At 40.5% G+C, this 23,390-nt stretch carries 24 protein-coding genes; 16 read left to right on the plus strand and 8 right to left on the minus strand.

Annotated features, from left to right (window positions below):
• Position 1: 1 nt before the first annotated feature.
• Both EHO65_RS03050 and EHO65_RS03055 read left to right on the plus strand, forming a co-directional pair.
• Entirely contained in the window at positions 2-1,405 is a 1,404-nt protein-coding gene (locus EHO65_RS03050) for an SLC13 family permease (protein ID WP_135772720.1), read from the plus strand.
• Between the two features lie 72 nt (positions 1,406-1,477).
• Positions 1,478-2,686 carry a CapA family protein gene (locus EHO65_RS03055; RefSeq protein ID WP_135772721.1) on the plus strand — a complete coding sequence of 403 codons (1,209 nt, stop codon included), beginning with the start codon at positions 1,478-1,480 and terminating at the stop codon, positions 2,684-2,686.
• Here the strand turns inward: EHO65_RS03055 and EHO65_RS03060 are convergent.
• Together EHO65_RS03060 and EHO65_RS03065 are read right to left on the minus strand one after the other, a co-directional pair.
• The gene (locus EHO65_RS03060) at positions 2,683-3,087 is read right to left on the minus strand and encodes a type II toxin-antitoxin system VapC family toxin (RefSeq protein ID WP_135772722.1); all 405 of its coding nucleotides are present in this window, start codon (positions 3,085-3,087) and stop codon (positions 2,683-2,685) included. The two genes, EHO65_RS03055 and EHO65_RS03060, sit on opposite strands and share 4 nt — an antisense overlap.
• Positions 3,071-3,349 (minus strand): FitA-like ribbon-helix-helix domain-containing protein, encoded by a 279-nt coding sequence (locus EHO65_RS03065; protein ID WP_135772723.1) that lies wholly within the window; start codon positions 3,347-3,349, stop codon positions 3,071-3,073. Before EHO65_RS03065 ends, EHO65_RS03060 begins: the two co-directional genes overlap by 17 nt.
• A gap of 315 nt (positions 3,350-3,664) precedes the next feature.
• On the opposite strand from EHO65_RS03065, the gene rpsF reads away from it, so the two are divergent.
• The 14 genes from rpsF to EHO65_RS03135 all read left to right on the plus strand — a co-directional run bounded on the left by rpsF (position 3,665) and on the right by EHO65_RS03135 (position 17,399).
• A complete protein-coding gene (rpsF, locus tag EHO65_RS03070) occupies positions 3,665-3,940 on the plus strand; it encodes a 30S ribosomal protein S6 (protein WP_008592451.1) in 276 nt (91 codons plus the stop codon).
• On the plus strand, positions 3,933-4,373 hold the full coding sequence (locus tag EHO65_RS03075) for a single-stranded DNA-binding protein (protein WP_008592888.1): 441 nt from the start codon (positions 3,933-3,935) through the stop codon (positions 4,371-4,373). Before rpsF ends, EHO65_RS03075 begins: the two co-directional genes overlap by 8 nt.
• Positions 4,374-4,387: 14 nt before the next feature.
• Positions 4,388-4,702, plus strand: a complete 315-nt coding sequence (rpsR, locus tag EHO65_RS03080; protein WP_086446611.1) for a 30S ribosomal protein S18 — start codon at positions 4,388-4,390, stop codon at positions 4,700-4,702.
• A gap of 10 nt (positions 4,703-4,712) precedes the next feature.
• Positions 4,713-5,177, plus strand: a complete 465-nt coding sequence (gene rplI, locus EHO65_RS03085) for a 50S ribosomal protein L9 (protein ID WP_135772724.1) — start codon at positions 4,713-4,715, stop codon at positions 5,175-5,177.
• A gap of 12 nt (positions 5,178-5,189) precedes the next feature.
• Positions 5,190-6,512, plus strand: a complete 1,323-nt coding sequence (gene dnaB / locus EHO65_RS03090) for a replicative DNA helicase (RefSeq protein ID WP_135772725.1) — start codon at positions 5,190-5,192, stop codon at positions 6,510-6,512.
• A 96-nt stretch (positions 6,513-6,608) separates the two neighbouring features.
• Positions 6,609-8,414 carry an aspartate--tRNA ligase gene (aspS, locus tag EHO65_RS03095; RefSeq protein ID WP_135772726.1) on the plus strand — a complete coding sequence of 602 codons (1,806 nt, stop codon included), beginning with the start codon at positions 6,609-6,611 and terminating at the stop codon, positions 8,412-8,414.
• A 4-nt stretch (positions 8,415-8,418) separates the two neighbouring features.
• On the plus strand, positions 8,419-9,387 hold the full coding sequence (locus tag EHO65_RS03100) for a PhoH family protein (RefSeq protein ID WP_135772727.1): 969 nt from the start codon (positions 8,419-8,421) through the stop codon (positions 9,385-9,387).
• Positions 9,387-11,795: an HD family phosphohydrolase gene (locus tag EHO65_RS03105; RefSeq protein ID WP_135772728.1), complete on the plus strand. Its 2,409-nt coding sequence runs from the start codon at positions 9,387-9,389 to the stop codon at positions 11,793-11,795. Before EHO65_RS03100 ends, EHO65_RS03105 begins: the two co-directional genes overlap by 1 nt.
• Before the next feature lie 49 nt (positions 11,796-11,844).
• Entirely contained in the window at positions 11,845-12,279 is a 435-nt protein-coding gene (gene ybeY / locus EHO65_RS03110; protein ID WP_425269323.1) for an rRNA maturation RNase YbeY, read from the plus strand.
• The gene (gene recO / locus EHO65_RS03115; RefSeq protein ID WP_135772730.1) at positions 12,252-13,025 is read left to right on the plus strand and encodes a DNA repair protein RecO; all 774 of its coding nucleotides are present in this window, start codon (positions 12,252-12,254) and stop codon (positions 13,023-13,025) included. Before ybeY ends, recO begins: the two co-directional genes overlap by 28 nt.
• Positions 13,018-13,275, plus strand: coding sequence for a hypothetical protein (locus EHO65_RS03120; protein WP_135772731.1), 258 nt, complete (start codon positions 13,018-13,020; stop codon positions 13,273-13,275). The genes recO and EHO65_RS03120 overlap by 8 nt, the downstream gene beginning before the upstream one ends.
• Positions 13,276-13,294: 19 nt before the next feature.
• Positions 13,295-15,061 carry an arginine--tRNA ligase gene (gene argS, locus EHO65_RS03125; RefSeq protein ID WP_135772980.1) on the plus strand — a complete coding sequence of 589 codons (1,767 nt, stop codon included), beginning with the start codon at positions 13,295-13,297 and terminating at the stop codon, positions 15,059-15,061.
• On the plus strand, positions 15,058-16,314 hold the full coding sequence (locus EHO65_RS03130) for a CinA family nicotinamide mononucleotide deamidase-related protein (RefSeq protein ID WP_135772732.1): 1,257 nt from the start codon (positions 15,058-15,060) through the stop codon (positions 16,312-16,314). The genes argS and EHO65_RS03130 overlap by 4 nt, the downstream gene beginning before the upstream one ends.
• Positions 16,311-17,399, plus strand: coding sequence for a hypothetical protein (locus tag EHO65_RS03135; RefSeq protein WP_135772733.1), 1,089 nt, complete (start codon positions 16,311-16,313; stop codon positions 17,397-17,399). Before EHO65_RS03130 ends, EHO65_RS03135 begins: the two co-directional genes overlap by 4 nt.
• A 48-nt stretch (positions 17,400-17,447) precedes the next feature.
• Here the strand turns inward: EHO65_RS03135 and EHO65_RS03140 are convergent, their stop codons facing one another.
• The 6 genes from EHO65_RS03140 to tpiA form a co-directional block, all read right to left on the minus strand.
• Positions 17,448-19,127 (minus strand): AAA family ATPase, encoded by a 1,680-nt coding sequence (locus tag EHO65_RS03140; RefSeq protein WP_135772734.1) that lies wholly within the window; start codon positions 19,125-19,127, stop codon positions 17,448-17,450.
• Between the two features lie 148 nt (positions 19,128-19,275).
• Positions 19,276-20,271 carry a response regulator transcription factor gene (locus tag EHO65_RS03145; RefSeq protein WP_135772735.1) on the minus strand — a complete coding sequence of 332 codons (996 nt, stop codon included), beginning with the start codon at positions 20,269-20,271 and terminating at the stop codon, positions 19,276-19,278.
• A gap of 1 nt (position 20,272) precedes the next feature.
• Positions 20,273-21,397, minus strand: coding sequence for an LIC_12097 family sensor histidine kinase (locus EHO65_RS03150; RefSeq protein ID WP_135772736.1), 1,125 nt, complete (start codon positions 21,395-21,397; stop codon positions 20,273-20,275).
• 5 nt (positions 21,398-21,402) lie between these two features.
• Positions 21,403-22,167: an endostatin-like outer membrane lipoprotein LenA gene (gene lenA, locus EHO65_RS03155; protein ID WP_425269320.1), complete on the minus strand. Its 765-nt coding sequence runs from the start codon at positions 22,165-22,167 to the stop codon at positions 21,403-21,405.
• Positions 22,103-22,483, minus strand: a complete 381-nt coding sequence (secG, locus tag EHO65_RS03160; protein ID WP_135772737.1) for a preprotein translocase subunit SecG — start codon at positions 22,481-22,483, stop codon at positions 22,103-22,105. The genes lenA and secG overlap by 65 nt, the downstream gene beginning before the upstream one ends.
• A gap of 134 nt (positions 22,484-22,617) precedes the next feature.
• Entirely contained in the window at positions 22,618-23,370 is a 753-nt protein-coding gene (gene tpiA / locus EHO65_RS20010) for a triose-phosphate isomerase (RefSeq protein ID WP_135772738.1), read from the minus strand.
• Positions 23,371-23,390 lie beyond the last annotated feature (20 nt).

The following is a 23,390-nucleotide window of genomic DNA, read 5'->3' on the forward strand; positions in this document are numbered from 1 at the left end:
CATGAAATTAAAATATATCGGCTTTATTTTTTCTATACTAGTAGCTTGTATTCCCCCGTTATTCTCATTCTACGGATATGTTCCTTCTTCTGTCGGAGCGATGTTTTTTATATTTCTGATCGCTGCTGGATTATGGATTTTTGAAATTATTCCAGGTCATGCTACTTCTATTCTGATCATATTTTCAGAGATCATTATTTTTTCCAATCCGGGCAAATGGGAATTTTTAAAACAATATGCCGGACCGGGAAAACCAACTCCTCCTGCGGTATTCTTAGCATCCCTCGCCGATTCCGCAGTCGTTCTTTTTTTAGGAAGTTTTGCTTTAGCCAAGTCTTGTGTAAAAGTAGGAGTGGATCGTTGGTTGGCAAATCGTGTTCTTCCTTATTTCGGAACTTCTCCCAAATATGTTTTATTAGGGTTAATGTGTATCACTGCAACCATCTCTCTTTGGATGAGTAATACTGCCACAGCGTCTTTGATGATTGCGTTAGTGTTTCCTTTGCTCATGGTTTTGGATAAGGACGAAAAATTTAGAAAAGCAGTTCTGATCGGAATTCCATTTGCCGCAAATTTGGGAGGGATAGGAACTCCGATCGGTTCTCCTCCGAATGTGATCGCATTTGCAAATTTGAAAAACCAGGGATATGGAGATTTTATTTCATTTGGGACATGGATGCTCATTGCAGTTCCACTTTTGATAATTTTACTATTCGCCGCATGGTTTTGGCTTCTTCGTGCATTTCCCGCAACTGAAGGTTTAACACTTTCTCTTCGTTATGAAACTATCTCGGAAGAAGGTTCCGAGAAAAAGTTGAGATTCGTTTTGTTCGGATTTTTGGCAACGGTCCTTCTATGGTTGACTGAATCTTTTCATGGAATTCCTGCTGGAGTAATCGCATTATTCCCACTTCTTCTTTTTACTTCGTTCGGAATATTAGAATCCAATGATTTACGTTCTTTGGAATGGGATGTTCTTATTTTAGTCGCAGGCGGGATCGCTCTCGGAACCGGGATAGAAAAAAGTGGGGCAGGGATCTGGTTCGGAGAGTTGATCGGTAAACAAGCTGGTCCTGGCGAAAGTCTTTGGGTACTTGGGATCTTTTTTTCGATTGGACTTTTTCTTTCTACATTCTTATCCAATACAGCTACTGCAAATCTTTTGGTTCCTTTGGCACTTCCTGTCGCTGCACTTTTACTTCCTGGCAATGAATCTTATGCGATCCAGCTGGTTTTAGGATCTGCGTTAGGTGCTTCTTTGGCAATGTCCTTACCTGTATCCACTCCTCCGAATGCGGTAGCTTATGCTGTGGGAGGTTTTGAGATAAAGGATATGGCCAAAGTAGGTGTGAGGATCGGACTCTTGGGATTGGTCCTTGTTCTTTTAGGATTCTTGAGTTTCTAAACTATAAAACCTGTATTTTCTGTAAGTATTTTATTTCCTAAATCAAAACAGATCTAAAAACTGTCTGGAAAGATGCGGTTTTTTCGAAAACACTTCATTTCCTCGATTTCGGTCCTTCTCTATTTTCCGATTTTATTCGTATTTTACTGCGCTGGAATTCCTGAAAATTCTTCCGGTTCCGAAAAACCTGCGGAAGCACAGACAAGCATAGTAGATAAGATTGAAACCCAAATTGAAAAATTATTTGGAAATGAAGAAGATCCTGAACTAGTAAAGGTCCTGCTCGGTGGGGATGTAATGTTTAACTGGGGTATCCGGGATACGATCAAATCTAAAGGAGAATTGGCCCCAGTTAAAGGCCTTAAATCCGTTTTTGAAACTGCAGACCTCAGAGTATTAAATTTAGAAACTCCAGTAGTATCCGAAAAAAGTTGGGACCATGGCAAGGCATACGTTTTCCAAGCGAAAGAATCCGATCTGGAAAGTATGAGCTTCTTAGGAGTGGATCTTGTCTCTCTTGGTAATAATCATGCAATGGATCATGGCCCGGAAGGATTGGAAGAAACTTTAAAGTTTTTAAATGATAGAAAGATCGCATCTATCGGCGCTGGAAAAAATTTAGAATTTGCTTTTCGTCCTTGGATTTGGGAAGGGAAGGATACAACTCTTAGAATTTATTCTGCTACGAATGTTGCAGAGGGTAGATCCCACTATGCAGGACAAACTCCCGGTGTTATGCCTTTGGACCCGGAACTAATCTTAAAAAAGTTTCAGATAGAAAAATTCCAACTGAATTCATTACGAACTTCTAAAAGAGATAAAAAAAATAAGGCGATATCTGTCGGAAAACAATTCAGAATACTTTCTCTTCATTGGGGAGTGGAATATTCTCCTTTTCCAACGATCGAACAGAGGAAGATCGCAAAAACTTTGGCTGATGGTGGATTAGATATTATAGTAGGACATCATCCTCATATTCCCCAAGGGATCGAGAAGATCGGGAACACAATCGTATTTTATTCTCTGGGAAATCTGATCTTCGGAAGTAGGAATGCCTACTTAAATCATAATTTAATCGTAATACTTCATATTAAAAAAAGCAAATTGGTCAATATCGAACTTGTTCCTATTTTCGGAAAGTTCCAAAACGAAGATCATTTGGTCAGACCTCTTGAAGGAAAGGAAGCAGAGAATTTTTTAAAAGAAGTTGCGGTACTTTCCCAAGACTTGGGTACTAAGATTCGGATCGATGGAGGCAGAGGTTGGGTAGAATTGGACTAAGCTATGTTAGCCCAGTTTTCGATCCTCAATCCTGGAATTTTTTGGAAATGCCTTTCGTTATTCGTAACTAAGGTATAGTTCAAATATAAAGCCGTGGATCCGATGAGTAGATCAAAGTCTTCTATCGTATTTCCTTTTTTCTGTTGAGTAGCCTTGAGTTCTCCATAGGTTTCCATAATTCCTTCGGTCAATTCTATCACCGGAAAAAGTTCTGCAATTCTTCGGACCGTTGCCAGATTTCTTTCTTTGTAAGTCGACTTCTGTGCTCCAAAGATCAATTCTCCGTAAGTGATTACGGAAACCGATTTGATAGAGTTCTTACGGTTCAAAAAATTTTGCCGAACAATGGGAACTTCTTTTAAGCTATAGATGATAATATCAGTATCAATCAAATAGCTCATCTGCATCTTTCCCTAATGTGTTCTTAGTACGAGAAGAACGTATATCTTTTACAATTTTGTCAGGACTTCTGTCATCTACCCAGGAGCCTGATAATTCTAGGAAACCTAAGGTCCTACGTTCGGACTCTTTATTGTCGTGTGATAGGTAGTTCTCAATCATAAGAACAACCTCTTGGCTTATGGATCTGTGTTCCATTTCGGCTCTCCTTTTTAATGCTTCGTAGAGTCTATCGTCTATATCCCTGACTTGTAAGTTTGCCATAATCTGAACCTTACAGAAAATGGTAGGCCGATTTCATGAAATTAAAAGCAAATTTCATGAAATCTTGGGTTTTAGAATAGAAAAGACGTTCCTTCGCATTCTGGAGAGTCAAAGAATGGACTCAGAAAATGAAAATTAAGAAATGAAGAAGGTCCCGGAATACTCATTCTAATTACACCTTAGAGCCTTTTTCGGAATTAGGGCTCTGAATCTATTCCACTTGACCCCTTGCCCCTAAAGCCGAAAATAGGACAAAATTTAGTTCTTCTGCTCGCCGCATTTGCGCAGACGGGCATTTTCCCATAGGAGAAACTTTTGAGAAACTACGAGATTACTACAATCACGCGTTCAACCGCGAAGGAAGTAGCTAAAACTGAAGTCCTTGAGATCTTCAAAAAGCATTCCATCAACGTGACCGCAGAAGAAGATTGGGGTCAAAAGAAACTTTGGCATCCAATCCAACACCAAGACTACGGAATATTCACTCACTTCAAAGTGAATGCAGAACAATCCGCCTTAGAAAAGGTAGAGCGTGACTTTGGTCTAAACCAAAATTTACTTCGCTCTATGATCGTCCGCCTCAATGGCTAACGATATCAATCGGGTGACCCTTGTTGGGCGCCTGACCCGTGACCCGGAATTTAAAACCGTAAACGGGACTTCTCTTGTGAATTTTTCCTTAGCTAACGGTCGCACTTATGTAACCGGCGGAGAGAAAAAAGAGGAAACTCATTTTTTCGACTGCGAGGCTTGGGGAAAAGGCGCGGATATCATCCAGCAATACTGCAAGAAAGGCAAACAACTCGTGATCGAGGGACGCCTTAAGCAGGATACCTGGGAAACCATGGAAGGCAAGAAGGCCTCCCGCATTCGTATCGTTGTGGAAAATTTCCAGATGATAGGCGGTGCAAGGGAGAATGGAAGCGGAGAGTACGGCTCTTCCGCAAATAGCGGATCTTCTTCTTATTCATCTGCTCAAGATGATATGGGAAGTTCTGCAATGGACGACGATATACCTTTTTAACGAGGACAAAACTCATGTCAGATAACGAAGTACAAGAAGAAACAAAGCAGGAAATGACTGCTGAGGGCATGCCTTTAGATCAAGATGGAGGACGCCCCCCTAAAAAACAAAACAAGTATAAGAAGAAAGTTTGCCGTTTTACTGCAGACCCTGAGCTTGCTAAACAAATTAATTATAAGAATACTGAACTTTTGGAAAGATTCATCACTAACCGTGGTAAGATCATTCCAAGAAGAATTACCGGAACTTCTGCTAAGTATCAAAGAATACTTGCAAGAGAGATCCGCAAAGCGCGTAGCATCGGTCTTCTGCCGTTCAAAGTAAACTAAGGAGAAACTAATGAGAGTAATATTACAAAAAGATGTTTCTAACTTAGGAGACGCTGGGGACGTTAGGGAAGTAGCGGACGGTTTTGCTCGTAATTTTCTTTTCCCTCAAAGACTTGCTGTAAGAGCTTCTGAAGGTAAGACCAAAATGGCTCTTCACCAAAAGAAACTTGCAGATCTTAAAAAAGAAAAACGCAAGAAAGATATGGAATCTGTATCTTCTGGATTGAACGGAAAAGAATTCGAAATTTCCGTAAAAACCGGAGGCGGGGATAAACTTTTTGGAGCGGTAACTCCTGCTGATGTAGCAGCTTTGTTGAAAACCGCAGGATTCGAAGTAGACAAACGTAAAATCGAATTCCCAGAGCCTATCCGTAACCTAGGTTCCTATAAATTAAAAGTGCGTCTTGCAGAAGGTATCCTCCCAACTATCACAGTTCATGTGAAGAAAGAGGAAGTCGTTTCTACCGAAGCGTAAGCCGGAACTAGAATGCAATCCGACTCCTTGTTCGAACTGGAATCCGAGAAATCTTTTCTCGGATTTCTGCTTCTTAAGGGAGCGGATAATCTAATCGATATCCCCCTCGTTCCTGAGGATTTTTACCAAGATACAAACAGAAGAATTTACAAGGCAATTCTTGACCTTGTGGACAAAAGGACCGCAGTAGATCCGGTTTCTGTCCTAAACTTCTTAAAAGAAAACTCTCTACTCAAAGATCCAGAAAGAGAATACGAATATATTTATTCTCTCTATAAGGATTCTGTAGTTTCCCATCCACTGGGTTATTATGCGGAAAGGATCAAACGTCTTTCTGAAAGAAGAAAATATTCTAAATTATTAATGAACGCCCTGGAACTGATCCAGAAAGAACCGGGTGAAAACGAATCAGTATTCAATCAAATTGAACAAAGCCTTACAGATGTTTCTAGATCTGCGGACGTAAAAGGACTTCTTCCAGTTTCCGGAGATAAGGCGGCACTTTCCGAATATATCAAAGAGATCATGGAGAGTAGAGGCCAGATAAAAGGTCTTCGAACGAATTTTACTCAGTTCGATGAGATGACTTCCGGCTTAAAAGAATACGAGATGATGGTCTTGGCTGCGAGACCTGGTAACGGTAAGACTACCTTGGCATTGAATATCGCATCCAATGTGGCTCTCATTCATAACCGACCTGTGGTCATCTTCTCCTTGGAGATGAGTAGGATGGAACTTCTGCTCAAACTTGTATGCTCTTACGCTCAGGTAGAATCCAATAAATTAAAACGTTCTGAAGTCACTAAGTCGGATGCACCTAAACTGATCGATGCAATTATAAAGGTAACTTCTTCTCCCATTTATATAGATGATTCCGGTGCACTGAGTGTGGATGACTTTAAGGGAAGGGTTCGTAAACTTCTCACCAACGAAACTCTTGGGCTCATCATCGTAGACTACTTACAGCTCATGAATGATCCTAAAAATAGGGACGGGGGAAGGCAACAAGAGGTGTCTTCGATTTCCAGGGCGCTTAAGCAGATGGCCAAAGAAGCAAGATGTCCTGTGATCGCGCTTTCCCAGATGAACCGCTCCATCGAGCAGAGATCCAAGGACCAAAGACCTCAACTTGCGGACTTAAGGGAGTCGGGTGCGATCGAGCAGGATGCGGATATTGTTACATTCATTTATCGCGGAGAGAAGGGTAAGGACGAAGAGGAAGATCCTAGAATGAAGGGGATGGCGGAGATCATCATCGCCAAAAATAGGTCTGGACCAACCGGCTCTTTTCCACTTGCCTTCCGACCTGAACTTTCCAGATTTGATAACGTGTAGATTCGGAAAGAACGAATTTCGCAAAACGGTAGTCTGATTCGGATGTTAACCGAACTGGACGCGCACTCATATAATAAATAAGGAACTGGAATTTCTTTGGAAGATTGGATTTTAGAAGGTTATAAATCAAGAGCCTGGGCAGGAGAAGTAACTGAGGCCCAAGAAGGAAAAACTCTCACTCTATTCGGTTGGTCTTTCCGATTCCGGGACCAAGGCGGGGTTATCTTTGTGGATCTCCGTGATAGAACAGGGATCCTGCAAGTAGTATTACGTAAAGAAATACTGGGAGAAAACTTTGCTTCTGCGGAAAAGATCCGCTCCGAGTATGTGATCGCAGTCCAAGGAAAGCTTAAAAAAAGGGATGCAGAAAGTATCAATCCCAAGATGAAAACCGGGACGATTGAACTTGTTGTAGACCAACTGATTATTCTGAACTCGGCAAAAACTCCTCCTTTCTCCCTGGATGAATTCGAAGAGATCTCCGAAGAAAATAGACTCAAATACAGATATTTGGATTTCAGAAGGGACGAACTCAAAAACAGGATGTTGAAACGTCATGAGTTCGTATTCGCAATTCGTAATTATCTAAATTCTCGCAAATTCGTAGAGATAGAAACTCCTATCCTGAACAAGTCCACTCCGGAAGGAGCACGTGACTTTTTGGTTCCTTCTCGCTTAAACCCGAATTCATTTTATGCTCTTCCTCAATCTCCTCAGATCTTTAAGCAGATCCTGATGGTTGGAGGAATGGAGAGATATTTCCAAATAGTAAAATGTTTCAGAGACGAGGATCTGAGAGCGGACAGGCAGCCTGAGTTTACTCAGTTGGATATGGAATTCTCCTTTGTTTCCCAAGAAGAGATCCTATCCGAGATCGAAGGTCTATTTTCCAAAGTGATGAAAGACGTATTCTCTTTGGATTTCAAGGGTCCTTTCTCCAGAATGCCTTATAAACAAGCCATGGAAGAATACGGTTCCGATAAACCGGATCTTCGTTTTGGAATGAAACTTGTAGATGTTTCCGAAATCGTAAAAGATTCGGATTTCCAAGTATTTGCAGGTGCTGTTGCAAACGGCGGAGTAGTAAAGGCAGTCTGCGTTCCTGGCGGTTCTGTGATTTCCAGAAAGGAGATCGAAGATCTGACTGCTTGGTTGAACAGAGATTATAAAGCAAAAGGCCTCGCATACATGAAACACGGGGCAGAAGGATTAGAATCCACTATTACAAAACGATTCACTCCGGAAGCTCTTTCTAAAATTGCAAATGCTGTCGGCTCAAAAGAAGGGGACATGGTCTTTTTCGGAGCGGATGAAAGAGAAATCGTAAATCATTCTCTCGGCGCACTCCGTCTGAAACTTTCGGAAAGATTTGACAAACCTGCAGAAGGAAGCTTTCATATTTCCTGGATCGTGGACTTTCCTATGTTCGAGTGGAACAAGGACAACAAACGTTGGGATTCCTTGCATCACCCGTTCACTTCTCCTGGAGATTCCAGTTTGGAAATTTTTTCTTCCGAGGAAAGACTCCAAAAAGAAGCAGGAAATGCTCTCGCAAAGGCCTATGATCTGGTGCTAAATGGTGTGGAGATCGGTGGAGGTTCCATTCGTATCCATTCCAAAGATGTGCAGACTCGAGTCTTCTCCACTTTGGGGATCGGACCTGAGGAAGCTAAAGAAAAATTCGGCTTCTTATTGGAGGCCTTGGAATATGGGGCACCTCCTCACGGAGGGATTGCATTCGGTATTGATAGGATCTTGATGCTGATGACCGGCGGAAAATCCATCCGAGATGTGATCGCATTCCCTAAAACACAGAAGGGTGTTTGTTTGATGAGCGAATGTCCGTCTGAAGTGGAAGAGAAACAGCTCCAAGAATTGAAGCTTAGGTTGATAAAGGTTTAATCGTATCAGGAAAGAACAATTTACTTTCGAAAACCAAGACCTGTATCGTAAGATCTGCGGGATCAACGATGCAGGTGTCAAAAATTTGGAAAAACAATTGGAGATCGATCTAATCCCGAGAGGTAACGGTTTCCAGGTAGAAGGAATTCCTACAAAGGTTGAATTCGCTTTAGATTTTTTCAGATTATTAGAAACCAATTATCGGGACAGGCCGGATCGTGATTTTACGGATTCTTTCGATTTCGGATATCTTCTTAAACAAGCTACTCGGGAAAAGAAGAAGGAAGAGCGTAAGTCGGATGATGAGCCCTTCAAACCTACCGAAAAAATACTCACCACTTATAAGGGAAAACATCTTTATTCCAGAACGAAAAACCAAGAAAAGTATATTCAATCTTTCTTAAATAATCTGATCACTTTCGGGATTGGCCCTGCCGGAACAGGAAAAACATTCTTATCCGTAGCAATGGCTTGTAGATTTTTACAGAATGGAATCGTGGATAAGATCGTTTTAACTAGACCTGCGGTAGAAGCGGGAGAGAATCTTGGATTTTTACCTGGGGACTTAAACCAAAAAGTGGATCCGTATCTTCGTCCAGTCTATGATGCTTTGAACGAATGTATCGGTTTTGAAAAAACACAAGAATATATCGCACTTACTAAAATTGAGATCGCACCCGTCGCATTCATGAGAGGAAGGACTCTTTCCAAAAGTTTTATCATTTTGGATGAGGCCCAAAACTGTACTCTTGCACAACTAAAGATGATTATGACCCGTTTGGGCCGGAATTCCAGGATGTGTATCTCAGGCGACGTGACCCAAATCGACTTAGAACATGGTAGATCCGGTTTCGATCGTGTGGTAAACTTGTTTAGACAGACGGAAGGAATTGGTCAGGTGTTTTTTGGAAAAGAAGATATCACCCGACATCCTTTGGTTGAAACCATCGTGAGGAAGTTCGAGGAATTGTAATGTTTCCTTTGGGATCACTTTTAGAAAGAGGGATGGCTTGGATCACGGATACTTTGACCAAGATCCGTCCGATTTCTTTCGTGAGAAAATTCCAGGTAATCCTCACGGCGATCACTTTGATCATCGTGACTTGGATGCTTGCGATCCCATTTTTCGGTCAGGACAAAATTAATCTTTCCCAAGACGGTCCTTATTCGGAAGGCAAGAATGCTTTGGATAAGGTTGTCTCCACCAAAGATATAGTTTACGAAGACGAAGAAAAAACCAAAGCCAAAAGACTGAAGGCCTTCCAATCTGCCCCGAATTTTTTTGATAGAGATTATAGAGTTCTAATAGAGGTCATTCGCCCAGCTATCCAAGAAGATATGGAGAAGTATAGGGAACCAAAACCGACAGGAGAAGTGAAAACTTCTGCAGAATTGCTGGCCGCAGTTCCAAGATGGAAGAACAGATCCAAAGAAGAGTTGGAACTTCTACTTAAAACCCCTGGGAAATCCAGAGTTAGGGATTTAGTCCAACAATATAGCAATTTAGTTTTTTCTAATTTTTGTATTTTGAGAGACCAACCGGCGGATTATTCTGCGATCCGTACCGCTGAAGCAAGAATTCGTAACTCGGGTGCGAGTGGAAATAAAGAACAGATCTCTTCTGTAGAGGGAACACTTGTAATCCCTCGTATGTATCTGTATAGGGATAGCGCTACTATAGATACTTTGAATCGTATGGCTGCGGAGAAATTACAAGCCACAGATCCTCAGCTTCTTTCTATTATCCAAAAACTTGCTCTTACTTATGTGTATTCTAACCCTGCTTGTACTTATAATGCGGAAGAAACCAAAAATCAAAAACAAGCCGTCATGGATAGGACGGAGCCTGTTAGTAGTCGGATCAATGCAGGAGAAACTATAGTAAAAGCAGGGGAGATCATCACTCCCGATATTTATCAAAAATTACTAATAGTAAATAGATACGCTACTCGTGCGAATATTGCATCCATCACATCTATTCTTCTTATCCAATCCATTTTTGTAATTATAGTTTATGCGTTTTTGAAGAAGTACAATCCAAAACGTTTGAATGACGTATCGAGTAACGTGATCGTATTCACATTGATCTGGTCTTTGGTGTTATGGGCTTACTTGGCGTCCAAGGCGTTTTTCAGTTTCGAGAATAGTTACGATTCCGTCTTTTACTTCGCACTTGTGATCCCGACCGGAATGGTTTGTCTGATCCTGTCCATGATCTATGACGAACAATTGTCGATTGCGATCGGATTCTTCCTTTCCTTCTTCGTGTTTGCTGCTTCCAGATATAATCCTACTTCTTTCATACTTGCTTTCGTGATGACCGTAGTCGCGGCAACATATGGAAGAAAAATGAGAAAGAGGATCGATTTTATCAAGGCAGGCTTCTATATGGCCTTGGTCCAGATGTTGATCTCTTCTTCCGGATATTTATTCGATTCTAGGAATTATTGGGTGGCTGTTCCATCCGGTTCTCATTTGAGAGACCTTTGGGAATCGAATATATTCAGATTGTATTTATTATGTTTAGTGAATGGATTTGTTTGTTCCACTTTGACTCAGTTGCTTCTTCCAATTTACGAGTATGTATTTAATATACCTACTAGATTTAAGTTGTTGGAGCTTGCAGATACCGGCCATCCATTGCTGCAGGATTTGCTGACAAAGGCACCTTCTACTTATACACATACGTTTTTGGTGGCTGCTATGTCCGAAAGGGCGGCCCAAAATTTGGAATTGGATTGGCTTTTGACTAGAGTGGGTGTGTATTTCCACGATATCGGTAAGATCCCGAATGCAGGATTTTTCGTAGAGAACCAGCACTTGATCCCTAAAAAGGAAAACATTGATAAGAATAATCCTGCAAAAGCTGCGAAGATCGTGATCGATCATGTCTTGGACGGAATAGAGATGGCGAAGAAGGCGAGGCTTCCAAGAGAAGTGATCGATTTTATTCCGGAACATCATGGAACTTCTACCATGGCGTTTTTCTATCATAAGGCACTTGCTGAACTTTCTCCTTCTCAGAAGAAGAAGCTGAAAAAAGCAGACTTTCAATATCCTGGCCCTAAACCTCAAAGAAAAGAAACTGCGATCGTGATGATCGCGGATAGTTTGGAAGCAGCGAGTAGATCCTTGGAAGAAGTAACTCCGGAAGCTTTGGATGCACTCATCACCAAGATCGTGAACGGAAAATTAGCAGAGAACCAATTAGATGAATGTGGACTTACCTTGGGAGATCTGGAAGTAGTAAAATATTCTTTCAAAGAAGTTCTTCTTTCTAGTCTTCACTCTAGACCTAAATATCCTAAACCTGAGGATACAAAAGCTTTAGAGGAGAAGAACAAAAATATTTTGGGGAAACACGCCCCTAAGAGTCACTGACTTGTTCGAGTTCTCTTCGGATTTCGATCCGAATTCTCTTCCTATATGGTTGTCCGAATCTGCTCTGGAATCTCGTTGGAAAATTCTAAGTGCATTCTCTTTTCCTAATATAAATACTCATGTTTCCTTGGTTCTAACCGACGATGAATCCATTCGGGAATTGAATCGAGTCAGAAGAGGAAAGGATTATGCGACAGATGTTCTTTCTTTTCCTTTAAGTTTTGATCTAACTCCTTGGGAACTTCCCCCGAATAAAAAAGAAAACTTCGGACCAATCTTAAGTTTAGGTGAGATAGTGATCTCTTGGGACACATGCAAGGCCCAGGCGAAGAGTATAGGTCATAGCGAAGAAGATGAATTTTTCAGATTATTTGTGCACGGTTTTTTACATTTAATCGGTTACGATCATGAACGAGGAGAAGAAGACGAGGCTCTAATGAAGGAGAAGGAGGATCTATGTCTGGATCTGGTACTGGGGCCTTAAAAAAAACCACAGGGATCGTGATGGAAAGCCGTATCCTTCCCGAAGGAGATGCGTTCTTGCGACTTCTACCAGAAGAAGGAGAAGTAGGAAGTTTTCGTGTAAAAGGGATCAAAAAAAGTAAAACAAGACCTATTGCGGCAGTGGAACCTGGATCTCTTACTGTATTAGATTATTATTTCACCCAAGGAAGAGAAACGTTTAACGTAAAAGAGATCGGGTTAATCAGAAGGTTCGATAAGGCAAAGACAGGATATTCAGGAACGGTTTTGGTTTCTTATCTTGTGGAACTAGTTTCTTCCTTTTTGACAGAAGGAGGTTCTCATCCGATGGAGTATAAACTTCTTCTGGGAGCCTTAAAGGAATTGGATGAAGACGGTTATAAACCCGTGTTCTTGCCATTTTTCAAACTAAAGTTATTATATGTGGGAGGGTTTTTAGCTAAGGAGCTGGAATGTGCGAGCTGCGGAAAAAATCTTTCCGAGATCCAGTCCTGCACTTTAGACGAGACTCATTTCGAGATAGTCTGCGGGGATTGCGGTAATCCTAAACCGGACAAGTACGGACTCGTATTATTCGTCCAAGACTGCCTAGCCTTGAGATACAGAGATCTGAAGGACAAAAAGATTTCCCTTGAACTCCTGAAGGAGGCGGATAGCTTAAGCAACCGGGCCTTAAAACCTCTTCTAGGAAGAAGACTTAAATCGGAACCGATGCTCTACGAATCCTTAGGGGAAAATCTTGGATAAACTTTTTAGAACTGCATTTTTACTCATATATACTGTAGGCCTGATTTTTCTGATCGTTCTTCAGGAAAGATGGGGGAAAAAGGATATTCCTCCTCGTCCCGTAATAGCCGAGACCCCTAGGAATTGCCAATATCTTGAATGTATCCTAAGGGAGAAAAATCTGGTCCTTGGGGCACTGGATAAAAGTTGGAAACTGATCGGAAGCAAAAGAATGTTTCCGGATTGGGATGATAACTCCCCTAAAAAATAGGAACTACTACAAACATAGAATGAAAGAAACGGAAACTCTTAAACAACTCGTTTTAGAAGCTTTAAAGGAAGGAGTAAAACTCTATTGCGAAAAAGAAGCGCCTAACGTTTCTTTTGGAGATCTAAGGATCCGAATAGAATATTCCAGAGAGGAATCCTTCGGAGATTATTCCACTTCTTTCGCTTTGGAAAATTCCAAACTTCTGGGCAAAAAACCTTTGGATTCGGCTGCACTTCTTGTGAATTATCTGCAAGCAAAGACGGATCTATTTGAAAAGGTGGATTTTACTCCTCCAGGTTTCGTGAATTTCAGGATCTCTCCTTCTTTTTTGATCCGATTCTTGGAAAACACAGTCCAGAAAAAGGATATTTTTCCTAAATTAGAAAATCCTAAAAAAGTAAATTTGGAATTCGTAAGCGCGAATCCGACAGGACCTTTGAATATAGTATCCGCGAGAGCTGCGGCCACCGGAGAAGCGTTTGCAAATTTACTCAAAGCTGTCGGGCATTCGGTAGATAAGGAATTTTACGTAAATGATTACGGGAACCAGGTATTTTTACTCGGGGTTTCCACAATGGTCCGTATCCGGGAAGCTCAGGGAGAAACTTCTTCTATCCAAGAAAATGCAGAAGACGGAAGATCCATTGAAGAACTACTTTCTCAAAATGTGATCCCTGCGGAAGGATATAGAGGAGATTACCTCAATATCATCGCAAAACAATTATTAGAGAATCCGGATACTGAAAAAGAGATCAAGTCCCATCTGGAGAAAAAAGAATATTCAGCTCTCGCAGAAAAGTGTTCCCGTTGGACTGTAGCGTCCAATCTGGTCTGGCAAAGAAAAGATCTGGATCTATTCGGAGTAGGTTTTGATAAATTTTTCTCCGAGACAACACTACACGAATCCGGAAAAGTTTTAGGAGTTCTTGAAAATCTAAAAAAATCCGGCAAAGTTTTTGAAGAAGAAGGTAAACAGATCTTTAAATCCGAGGATTACGGAGACGACAAAAATCGTGTTGTGGTTCGGGATGATGGACGTCCTACATACCTTCTTGCAGACATAGCTTATCATAACGATAAAATTTCCAGAGGTTATGAGAAGATCATAGATATCTGGGGCCCTGACCATCATGGATATATTGCAAGACTTGCTGGTGCTGTCCAAGCATTGGGTTATCCTAAAGAAAATTTCCAAGTGATTATCGCTCAACAAGTCAATCTTCTCATGGCTGGCCAGAAGATGAAGATGAGTAAACGTGCGGGAGAATTCCAGACAATGGAAGATCTTTTGGGTTATTTGGGAAAACATGCCAAGGATGTTGCGCGTTACTTCTTCACAATGAGGTCTTTGGATTCTCCTTTGGATTTCGATTTGGATCTGGCAAAAGATGAGTCGGATAAAAATCCAGTATTTTATCTCCAATATGCTCATGCGAGAGTTTGTTCCATATTCAGGGAAGTTGGAACTAACTCGGATGCAAAAGCATTAGAAAATCTTGAAATGACTGAAGAGAGAAAAAGACTTCTTTTTTGGATCTCTCGTTTTCCGGAAGAAGTTTTGGATGCTGCTGCAACATTGGAGCCGCATAGAATCGCAAATTATCTGCAAAATCTTGCAAGAGCATTCACTCAGTTCTATATAGCGAAGAATAATCGACTTAAAGATTCCGATGAGTCTACGAGACTCGGACTCGCAAGAATTTGCCAAGCTACACGTGTAGTGCTTGCAGAAGGTTTAGCTTTACTCGGAGTTTCTGCTCCGGAAAGATTGGAGAAAGAAGATTGAATCCACCTCGGGTCACAGTCATTTCCACAGGTTCAGAACTGACTGCGGGAAGAAGCCAAGACACAAATTCTTCCTGGATCGCAAACGAACTTTTCGGATTAGGATATTCTACTGAAAAGTTCCTGGTATTGCCTGATGACCCTAAGCTGATCCGTGAAGAGCTAAAAAATTTAGCTTCTGGAGCTTCCAAAGAAAACCCAGTCCTTCTTGTGATGACAGGGGGTCTTGGGCCCACGGAAGATGATTATACTTTAGAAGTAGTGTGCGAACTCACATCTTCTCAACCTGTTCTGAACGATAAAGCTCATGATAGACTTCAGGCATTGTATCGTCTTCGTGGAAAAGGATTCCAAGAAGCTTTAACCACGGCATTAAGACAGGTTTCTATTCCATCTAATTCTACCGTTTTGAATAATTCTGTGGGAATTGCCCCGGGATTTTGGTCGGAACTCCAACCAGGTGCTTACCTTGCCTGTATGCCGGGAGTTCCTTCCGAAATGGTTGTTATGTTCAAAGAGGAGTTAATTCCTCTGGTCCAGAAACAATTTCAATCGGAAGAACTATATTCAGATTTTCTGTTTATTTGGGGAATGAGCGAGTCACTATTCCAACAGGAATTTATAATAGATATTGATGCGCTAAAGGATGGTAAGGCAGTTTGGGGAGTGGCCGCCAAAAAAGGATTTATCCGAGTTACGTATCAATCGCCAGACAAAAGTTTAGTACAAGAACTGATTCAAAAAACCAAAGAGAAATATCGCGGACTTTGCACAGGGGATCTATTCGAAGAATTTCCCAAACTTCTTTCCGAAAGGAAACTTACCCTAGGAACGATAGAAAGTTGCACAGGCGGACTTGCTGCAAAAATACTTACAGACCGTGCAGGTTCTTCCGAATATTTTTTAGGATCCGTGGTCAGTTATTCCAATCTGATCAAAGAAAATCTAGTTGGGGTCAAAAAGGAAACTCTGGAAGCACACGGTGCAGTGAGTGAAGAAACCGCAATAGAGATGGCTGATAATGGAGCAAGACTACTCGGAACGGATCTAACAATCAGCATTACCGGTATCGCAGGTCCAGGTGGTGGAACTCCTACAAAAAAAGTAGGAACAGTATTTATAGGAACCCATATCAAGGGTGAACCAACGGAAGTGAAGGAACTCTTTCTACCTTTTAAGAGAGAGCTTTTTCGAGAAGTGGTGGCCGCTACTTCTCTTTATCTAATGTACAATCGATTGAGGAAACTCGTATGATCTCTAGGATTTTGGCCTTAAGTTTAGTATTCTTTTTAGGATTTTATTATTTTTTAGGGAATCCATACGAGTCGGCAAGAACCGTGCAAAAAACCTGGTACTGGAATAAAGAATCTAAGCTTGCCAGTTTCCCTGATCCTCGCAGTGATTTCGATGCAGAAAAAACTATCAATGGATATAAAACCAAAACTTCTTATATTAGAATTCCTTGGGGAGAATCCCTTCCGACTGATGATTCACTTCGAATAGAATATCCTCTCAGAGCAAAAGGGTATTTGGCTTACAAAAAGATAGGTAGTTCTGTTGAATTTTTTTCCGAAGCAGGAGAATTACTTTGGACCAAAGATTACAAAAGTTATCCTCGTATTCATCCTGATGGGAATCTGGTCTTATTTTTATCCGGAGATAATAACCAAGTTTTGGTTTCCGATATTAACGGAAACTCCCTAGGTGCTAAGAAACTTGACGGAAGATTTTTAACTGATATCTCATTTGCTCCAAAAGGAATTTCTAATGGAGAAACTGCAGTATTATTTTCCGGCGGCGAATTATTCCTTTTAGATGGAAAAGGAGAAAAACTTTTTGAAACGATATTAGGGGAGAAGGAGCCTGTATTTGCAAAAAGCCTTTCTATCTCTACTAACGGGCAAAAGATCGCAGTTCATTTTCTAAAAAACAATCGAGACTTTATACGAGTATATGATAGGGACGGATCCGAATCAGAAGAATGGAATCTTGGTAGAGTAATCCCTTACAGAGTGAATCTAGCCGTTTCGAATAATGGAGGAGTTCTTGCAGGTTTCTCCGATAAATTGACATTATATTCTAAATCCGGAAAAGTGATCTTCGAAAAGAATCGTAATAAGGCACAGTCAGTTTACCAAACAGTATTTCATTCCGGGACTTGGTTTGCAGGAGAATGGGAGGGGATTTTATTCCTCTTAGACGAAGAAGGTCATATCTTAAAAGAAGAAAAGATCCGCACTGGGGAGAAACCGTTTCGTTTTTATTCTTCCGGCCGGAACGGAGAAGCTTTCTTGGAAGGCGGAAGCGATATCGTTCTTTATAGAGAATTGCAGAGGTAAGAATAGGAATTTGCACGCAGAGACGCTGAGCAGGGCTCATAAAGGGATTTAATCTTTATCACCCCCTACATTCAATATTCCTATTAACATTTCTATGCGATGTCGTATGAGAGAATCTTTTTCTTTATCGAGGAAATCGCGTAACTTTTTAGAAAGAATTTTGGATAAATTTTGATCGTTTTTAATCACCGACTCTGTGATTTCTTTTAGAAAATTCAAGAAAGCAGGATCATTTCTAAGATCTTGAGAGATTCTGTCATATAGTTCAAAATTTTTTGAAATTATAGTCTGATTATTTCTGAGAATATATTTTGCAGATTTATAATCTTGGCGACGAATTGCTTCCTTGAATATGCTTTCTTCAATTCGGGTTTCATATTCCTTAATTAGTCTTCTCGCAATTTCCCAAAGGTCTTCATTATGTACAAAAACATCATGCGGAAGTAGTGAATCCGGAGAAAGTTCAAAAAAATCTTCGATTACTGTATTTGATTTTAATTTATTCCAATTTTCTTCGAAATGGAATCGTATAATTCTTTCCATTCCGGCTATCAGTTCGGGCTCTGAGATTACACCTATATTATATTCCAATTGATTATATCGTGCCCAAGAAATGGCAACTATGGACTTTTGGAATGTTTTGAAAAATTCGAATTGGTTTGTTTCGATTATTTCCTTTAGTTTATTTAATGTTCGTATTAGATTTTCTTCGGTTCCATATAAAGAGTCTTTTAAGTCTTGTATGAATAAGCTATCTTCATCACGTTCGTCTTTTTTGAAGTATATGTCTTTGTTAATCTTCCCTTCTATTAGATAGTCAACGACCATTCTTACTAAATGAAAATTTCTAAACGCACTAATGGAATATTTTTTATAAAAGTCATCGCTTGAATATGAACCATTTATTTTGAATATATTCTCTCCCTCATAATCGATTCGTTTCTTGATTTCGAAATGCCCTAAATAATATTCATTAATTACTGCACAAGCAATTACTGTAATTTCTTCTTGGATTTCTATCGTTTCAGACAGTTCTAAAACAAATCCATTCATTTTGATGAACGTTCGAATATTCTCTTTATTGTGATCATTGAAAAAAAATCTTATCTGATCTCTTATGTTTTCGGGCAGATTTTTAAATGAAATGGAATTTAGCAACTCATCGGAAATTCTATCTAATGAATAAACTCGATCGATTGTTTTTTCAAGGGACTCTTGGAATCGACTGCTTTGCGCTACGATTTTTTGTATATTACCAATAAGAATGATCTCTCCTGCTATGTTTTCAATTGTGCCTAGTAGTTCGATTTGGAAGTTACTATCGTTTGCCCTTTCTACGTCATCGATAACTAAAACGGTGTTTTTGGGGAGTTCTATCGCGATTAGTTCTAAGAGGTCAATTGAGATTCCGGTAAATTTGCTTGTTGAATCCTTGAAACCTTTAGTGAAGAGCTCAATTATCCATTTTGTAATTTTATTGTTCGTAATTTTCTTTGAATATTTTAATCTTGCTGCAATTTCGATTTGGAGTTTTCTTCGAAATTCAGTTATATTTTGTAATCCATAGAGAGAGATATAGATAAATTCTTTCTTTCCATTAAGTTCTTCTTCTACTTTTTGGATTGCTCGCGTCTTTCCTATTCCCCAAGCACCATCAATAAAGAGCCTATTGGATTTTTGCGATAACAGCTTGTCTTTAAGTAGATTTACTAGGTCATTTTGGTTCATGCTTTTAGCTTTTATTTCGTTAGAGTTAAAAAGTTAAACCAAAAAGACCTTCGCGGGCTCTGCGCCTCAGCGTGAGAAATCTCCGTGGCTTTGTGCCTCTGTGTGAAAAAAATCTCAGTGACTCTCTCTTAACTCAGTGACTTAAAAATCAAACCTCGTAAATAGACAGAGACTTATAACCTTTATTGGTCTGCTTGTCTAATAGAGCGATAATCTCAGTTCTTCTGTCCTTCTCTATATTAAAGATTAACTGGTCTGAGATCTCCCTACAAATATACAAACCACGACCATGTGAATCCGCAAGACCTGCGGGTAAACCGGTTGGGCTATCTACGGTAATATGTCTGTCCAAACGTTTTAGAATTTCTTTTTTGTTCAAAGAACCGAAATGATCTCGGACCACCACGATATAAGAATTCTCTGCGATCCCATAACCAATTTCGAAATAATCAGTTTCGGCAAGTTGTATATGTTCTAATGGAACGAGAAGATCTCTAGAAGGAAGTTCATATTGGTATTTAGAATTTCCCTTAGAGTCTCTTGGAGCACGGATCATTGCGTTGGAAGTTAACTCTTCTAAAATCTGCTGTACAGCATTAGGTGCTCCTTTTTCGATCAGGAATTTACCTACACGATTACAGATATAATTCCTGTCCTTGTCAGAGCTGATCTTACGGAATACGATCCCGTTTTCCGGAGGTACTAAAAATTCTTCTTCTCCGCTTCCTTCTAAGATCCTGAAGTCAGGGCCGAAATATTTTTCTACACCGAAGATATCTTTGTAGAGAAGTTTTCTGACCATCACGGTAATCAGATTAATATCCAAGAAGGAATATTTAGGAATAATATTCCAGATATCGTGTTGGTAGGCGAAGTTAATATAATCGTTAATATTATAAGCAGTCATCAGAGAATACTGGATGGAAGGATATTCCTTTTGGATCGTCTTGATCAGATCCAGTCCTGATTTTCCAGGCATACGAATATCCGTGATGACTAGGTCCACATGCTCGTTAGAAAGAATTTTGACTGCCTCATCGTAATTTTCTGCATCGAAAACTTCGTAATCTCGGACCAGGATATCTTTTACCGCCTCCCGGATGGAATGTATATCTTCTACTACTAAGATACGATGATTGGACAATTTAGTTTCCTTTTGGTTGTACTAATGGAAGAGAAATTTTAAATCTGGTCCTTCTATCATAAGAACGAACAGTCAATTCCCCGGAATGTTCTCTTACGATTGAGTGGCAGATGGAAAGTCCGAGACCGGTTCCGATACCGGACTTATTTTTAGAGAAGAACGGAGAGAAAATTTTATCCAGCATATCTTCTGGAATTCCTCCCGCGGTATCTTCCACAAAAATATGCATCATATTACGAGTACGCCTGACCTCTACTTTTATCTTACCTTCTCCATAGTCGTAGGCTTGTAGAGAGTTTTTGAAAAGATTAATAAACAATCTCTCCATTTTGACCGGATTGAATTGAAAAGTCATACCGGGTTCGCTTAAAATTTCCCATTCTGTGTTTTTAGAAAGAACCGGATAAACCCAAGTCACTGAGTCTTTTGCTTTCATTATGGTTTCATGAATATCTGCATTTGTAGTAACTAATTTATCCGGTTTCGCAAAACTGATCACATCTAAAACGATCATGGCAGCGCGAGTTAGATCTTCTTTGATCATTTCCAATCTTTTACGGAAAAAAGCCGGATCCATACTGGATAAATTATTCATCAAGTTTTGAAGAGTAAGACTCATACCTGTGAGCGGATTATTCAACTCATGAGCCACACCGGAGATAAAAATACCGAGAGAAGCAAGGTTACGTATCCTAAGATTCTCTTCTTCTTTTTCTTTGATACGAGTGATATTACTGATCTTCTCTACAATGGAGATTATACTTCCATCCTTACGAATTGGGAAAAAATCTAAATATAAAGTTTCTTTTTGATCGTTGGCAACGTGAAATATCTCGCGCCCAATTTCTCCCTTTCCTTCGAATTGTGCGTCGAAGTCGGACTCGTTTTCATGATGGTCCTTCATCGGACAATAAGGACAAACCGCAGAACGATTGTACAGAACCTCGTAACATTTTCTGCCAAGGGTAGAAGGGAAGTCAGGCTCACTCGAAAATTCAAGAGTGGCCTTGTTTACACGACGGACCCTGAAGCCCGAGTCTATTAAAACTAGGGGCTCTGTGATTCCGTCCAAAATAGCTTGGAGTTCCTCCGCTCTTTCGTGGAGGTTTTCCATTAGGGATGACATCCGGATCAATATTCTAGGGATTCTTTATAACTTTGCAGTAATTTTTTTTGATTTCTGGAAGAATGTTGAGACTGCATTTCCTGAAGTCTTAGAACATGCACAAAAAAGTCTTCGATCAGTTTTAAGTAAAATTCTTTCTTAAACTCCGATCTATCCCTGTTTACCCCCTCATCAGGTAGGTAATTCAGAGGATATTCTGCCTCTTTTCCGTTCTTATCAGCATAGATCACCAGATCATCCACATTATTATCCAACGGAGTAGTGTCCGTCATACGGATCATGATGGTATCTTCCGCAGAATAATTCGCAGTTTTAATTTCGGAAACCACCTTGGAAAGAGTGGAACCGTTAAATTCCAGAAGAATGGACTTTTCCTCCGCTCTTTCTATCCCGCCTGGAGTAGTTGATTGGGTCACAGAGAACTTGGTGATCTTTACTCCTTTGCGGTTCGGATAATTTCCCACCCAAGTTACTAAAGTCCCGATAGGAAGAGCCTCCATTCTTTCAAATTTCAAAAGTTCTCTCGCAACACTTAGGCTTTCATACGCACGTAAGATACGTTGGTTCAACATTTGGGTAGAAGAAGAGGAGGAATTGTTCTGGGATTTTGTCCCATCCTGGTTTTGAGCGTGAACGGAAAGAAAGGAAAGAAGAAGGAGCAGAATGAAGACGGCCTTGAGAGCCGCCTTCTGAGAAGAGGTAAAATTAAGGCTTAGGTTGCGCTGGCGCTTCTGTGCTTGGTGCGTTAGTAGGCGCGGATTCTTGGGCATTTGTCCCTCCTTGGTTGCCCTGGGCCTCTTCCGCAGCAGGTGGAGGAAGGATCTCAGGCGTTGGAGTGGTATTGTATCCGCTAGTCTTCGCAAAAAGGAAAGAAAGAATCAGAGACAGTGCCAAAAAAAGAAGTCCGGCAACTCTGGTTGCTTTAGTCAAAACATCCGCAGTAGAGGAACCAAAAACGGATTGGCTTGCTCCTCCACCAAGAACTCCACCCATTCCTCCTTTGCCTGTTTGGATCATAACAAGAAGGATCAGAAATAGACTGACGAAAACGAAAAGAACAAGGATGGTTCCGGTGATAAAGCCCATGAGTCGAATTCCTAAAGGTAAAAAGGTATATATTTTGGCGAAATAATCCGCTTTAAATCCAAACTACCGCCAAGCCCTAGGCTGACAAGCCGTTTAGTAGTTCCTTAAGCGGCTTCTATGACGGTAGGAATAAATTAGAATAAAGCTAAGAAACTTTCCAGCTTCTGGCTAGCCCCGCCTACGAGCCCACCATCAATATCCGCTTGGGATAGTAGTTCCTTTACGTTATCGGCTTTTACTGAACCGCCATAAAGGATAGGCATAACATCGGAGATTGTTTTTCCATTTTGGAATAATCCCGAAATTTCTTTTCTGATAAATGCGTGAGCTTCTTGTGCCTGAGCAGGGGTTGCTACTTTACCTGTCCCGATCGCCCAAACAGGCTCATAAGCTACCCAGATACGAGAGAATTGGTCGCTTTCGATAGAACCTAGGCCTTCTTGGATCTGTTTTTTAAGAACTTCGAAAGTATTGCCTGATTCTCTTTCGGCCAAAGTTTCTCCCACACAATACACGGCAGTAAAACCATGTTTTGCAAGATAAGAGATCTTTTGATTACAGAATACACTTGTCTCACCCAAGAATTGTCTTCTTTCGGAGTGGCCAACAAGTGCGAATTTGATACCTAGTTCAGAAAGTTGATCTGGACCGGTTTCTCCGGTCATAGCAGTAAGAGGAGCAGGATAAATATTCTGTGCTCCAACTGCAATTTTCGAATTTTCTAATATTCGAGCAACAGAAGCTAGATGAATAGAAGAAGGAAATACAACTGCCTTTTTATTATCGGGAAGAGAAGAAGACTTTTCCTTTAGGCCGCTCGCGAGTGCCAATGCTTCCTTTTCGGAAAGATTCATTTTCCAGTTACCAGCGATAATTTTAGGGCGCATATATATTTCCTTTGATTCGT

Source organism: Leptospira andrefontaineae (assembly GCF_004770105.1).
GTDB lineage: Bacteria > Spirochaetota > Leptospiria > Leptospirales > Leptospiraceae > Leptospira_B > Leptospira_B andrefontaineae.